This is a genomic window from Streptosporangium sp. NPDC049644 (assembly GCF_040675205.1).
Classification (GTDB): domain Bacteria; phylum Actinomycetota; class Actinomycetes; order Streptosporangiales; family Streptosporangiaceae; genus Streptosporangium; species Streptosporangium fukuiense.
On the sequence record NZ_JBFAOJ010000177.1, the window covers coordinates 3,500 to 5,943 of the forward strand.

Sequence of the window (2,444 nt, forward strand, 5' to 3'; positions counted from 1 at the left end):
TATGCCCCGCCTGCGACGGCGAGGCCGTCCGGGAGTTGTTCCGGATCGAGTCGGACCCCATCTTCCAGCCGGGCGGTGACCTCGCTGTGTACGCCTGCCTGAGCGAGGAGTGCGGCGAGGAGTTCGACTCCGATGACCCGCGCATTCAACTTTCTCGTCACTTACTTGAATTCGGCGTCTCCGAATTCAAGCTCACCTGAACCTCCCGCCACGGTGGTGGGCCATCCCTAGGAGGGGCGCATGAAGATCTTTGGGCGCGAGCCTGTCGTCTGGTTGGGAGCGATCTCCGCTGTCCTGGCCGTCCTCGTCACGGTCCCGGCCGTGGGCCTCACCGCGGATGCCGCGTCGTGGATCATGGTGATCGTGTCCGGCGTCTTTGCTGGCGCCGAGGCGGTCATGACCCGGCCGTTCGTCGTCACGGCTCTGACTGGCGCGGTGAGAACGATTCTCACGGGTCTGGTGTTTTTCGGGCTCCCGCTGACTGAAGAGACTTCAGGAGCGGTCGTGGCCGCGCTGAACATGGTGCTGGCGCTGGTGCTCGCGAACAGTGTCACCCCCGCTGCGGATCCGGCGCCCGGTTTCGTCCGGGCGAAGACCAGCGTCTCTGCCTAGTCCTCGTTTTCTGAAGGGCTGCGCTGTGCGTTTCTGGAAGATCCTTTTCAACCTCGGTCGCATCCACGAGGGGCTCGCTCGCATCGAGCGGGCGCAGTCTCATCTCACCCGAAAGGTAGGACTCATCATGGCCAAGCAGGACGAGATCAACAACCTGGTCACGCGTATCGACGTGGCTGTGTCCGGTATCCGCTCCGACATCGAGGCGATCAAGGCGGAGCACCCGGAGGTGGACCTGTCCGCCCTGGAGGCTCGCGTCGCCGGGCTGGAGGGTCTGGACGCGGAGTACCCGGCGGCGCCTCCGCAGGAGCCGACTGAGCCGGTCCAGGAGTAGCCTGGCCTCCTCGCTCTGAGCGAGGCTTTGCTTCCTGTCGTCCTCCGGGACTGGCAGGGAAACGGCCAATCGTGCTGGCCTAACCCGGAGCCGTTCGCGGCGAAGGGCAAGGTGCTCGGCATCGCACGAGTTGCCCGCCGTCCTTCGGGGCGGCGGGCGTAAGCGGAAGAGTGGTGAGCGCCAGGTGGAAGCCCTGACGCTTCGTGGTTCGACTCCACGGGTTCCGTGTGGGGGCGCCGGGGTTCCCGACCGGCTGGCGCGATGCTGAACGACCAGAGCCGGACGACCCGCCCATGGCCTTGCGGCGCCCCCAACCCCCCGGCTGAATCCGTATCAAGCCGTAAAAGCGCGTTCATCGCACCCGAGATCTCCGGCATGTTGGTTACGCTGGGCGCAGTCCTTCGGCTTGGTCTTGAGGGGCACGGATGGGTAGTCGCGAGGGCCTCTCGCTGTCACGGTGGAGCGTGGAGAGGTCACGGGGTCGAGTCGCCAGGTATGGCCGCTCGGCCCCTTTCAATCGCGGGAGGTCAGCGTGAGCCAGCAGGACGACGAGCCCAGGTTGAACATCCGCATGCAGGCGGCGTTGGATAGCCTGCCTGCTGAGCGGATGGAGCCGCACGGCGGTTGGGCGTTCGACCCCGACGCCGAGTGGCAACGGGAAACCGATCACGCAGCGCAGTGCATGATGCAGGACTGGCTCACTGAGACGCTCGCCTCCAACCCGGGTCCCGTTCGCATCCGCGTTCCGGGTACGGACGGGTTGCCCGACACGGTGATCTCTTGGGAGGCGCAATGAGCGAGCAGGACCCGCGCCTGTCGGAGCTGCGCCGGACCATGCTGGACGCCGGACTGGATCTCGTCTGGGAGATCCACCTTCCTCCGCTCCCCGAGGGGGCCGACGACGCGGAGACGTGATGGCAGACGACCGCGTAGAGCAGGCCATCGCTGACTGGCTGACCATGGCGTGGGCCATCGAGGAACTGGCCGACGCTCGCGACCGTGCACGCCTGTGGCTGATTGAACGGGGAGGGGCGTGATGGCTCGGATGCTTGGCCGCTACCAGACGCCCGGCTGCTGCCCTGGCATGCGTGAGGGGTGGCGCCGTACCCGCCGCGCCGATGGCTCTGACTGCTCCGGAGCGGGCACAGACCCCCGGTGGAGGAAGCGTGTGGAGCAGCGCGAGTTCACCCGCTCCTACACCCCCGAGGGGGAACTGCCGACGCCGCTGGACGACCCCTTGGACTGCCGTCACGGCTGTAACGGCGACTGCGTCACCAGCGGGTCCGAGGTGTGCAACTTCACCTGCCACACCGTTTGATCACCTGTCGCGTGAGCGAATCGAACCAATCAAACTCGCACGCCATACTGGTGGTGGAGCCCCGGACGTGCGGCCATGCCCGGACGGGGCTCCACACAAGGCCGTTGCGCTGGCCTGACTCTCCCCTCCGAGGGAGACAAGCGTCCCCGACGCGCGCGAGCGCCCGCCTCCGCACGGACG

The 2,444-nt window shown here is 66.9% G+C and carries 7 protein-coding genes; all 7 read left to right on the top strand.

The window, feature by feature from the left end:
* Positions 1-200: hypothetical protein (locus AB0J58_RS43260; protein WP_364227315.1), on the top strand; the 200-nt coding region annotated here is incomplete at its 5' end.
* Positions 201-240: 40 nt separating this feature from the next.
* On the top strand, positions 241-612 hold the full coding sequence (locus AB0J58_RS43265) for a hypothetical protein (RefSeq protein WP_357795881.1): 372 nt from the start codon (positions 241-243) through the stop codon (positions 610-612).
* Positions 613-739: 127 nt separating this feature from the next.
* Entirely contained in the window at positions 740-946 is a 207-nt protein-coding gene (locus tag AB0J58_RS43270) for a hypothetical protein (protein WP_357795882.1), read from the top strand.
* Between the two features lie 532 nt (positions 947-1,478).
* Positions 1,479-1,742, top strand: a complete 264-nt coding sequence (locus tag AB0J58_RS43275) for a hypothetical protein (protein ID WP_357795885.1) — start codon at positions 1,479-1,481, stop codon at positions 1,740-1,742.
* Entirely contained in the window at positions 1,739-1,861 is a 123-nt protein-coding gene (locus AB0J58_RS43280) for a hypothetical protein (protein ID WP_357795887.1), read from the top strand. Before AB0J58_RS43275 ends, AB0J58_RS43280 begins: the two co-directional genes overlap by 4 nt.
* Positions 1,861-1,983 carry a hypothetical protein gene (locus tag AB0J58_RS43285; RefSeq protein ID WP_357795890.1) on the top strand — a complete coding sequence of 41 codons (123 nt, stop codon included), beginning with the start codon at positions 1,861-1,863 and terminating at the stop codon, positions 1,981-1,983. Before AB0J58_RS43280 ends, AB0J58_RS43285 begins: the two co-directional genes overlap by 1 nt.
* A gap of 131 nt (positions 1,984-2,114) precedes the next feature.
* Complete coding sequence (locus tag AB0J58_RS43290) at positions 2,115-2,264, top strand: hypothetical protein (protein ID WP_357795892.1); 150 nt, start codon at positions 2,115-2,117, stop codon at positions 2,262-2,264.
* The last annotated feature ends 180 nt before the right edge of the window (positions 2,265-2,444 follow it).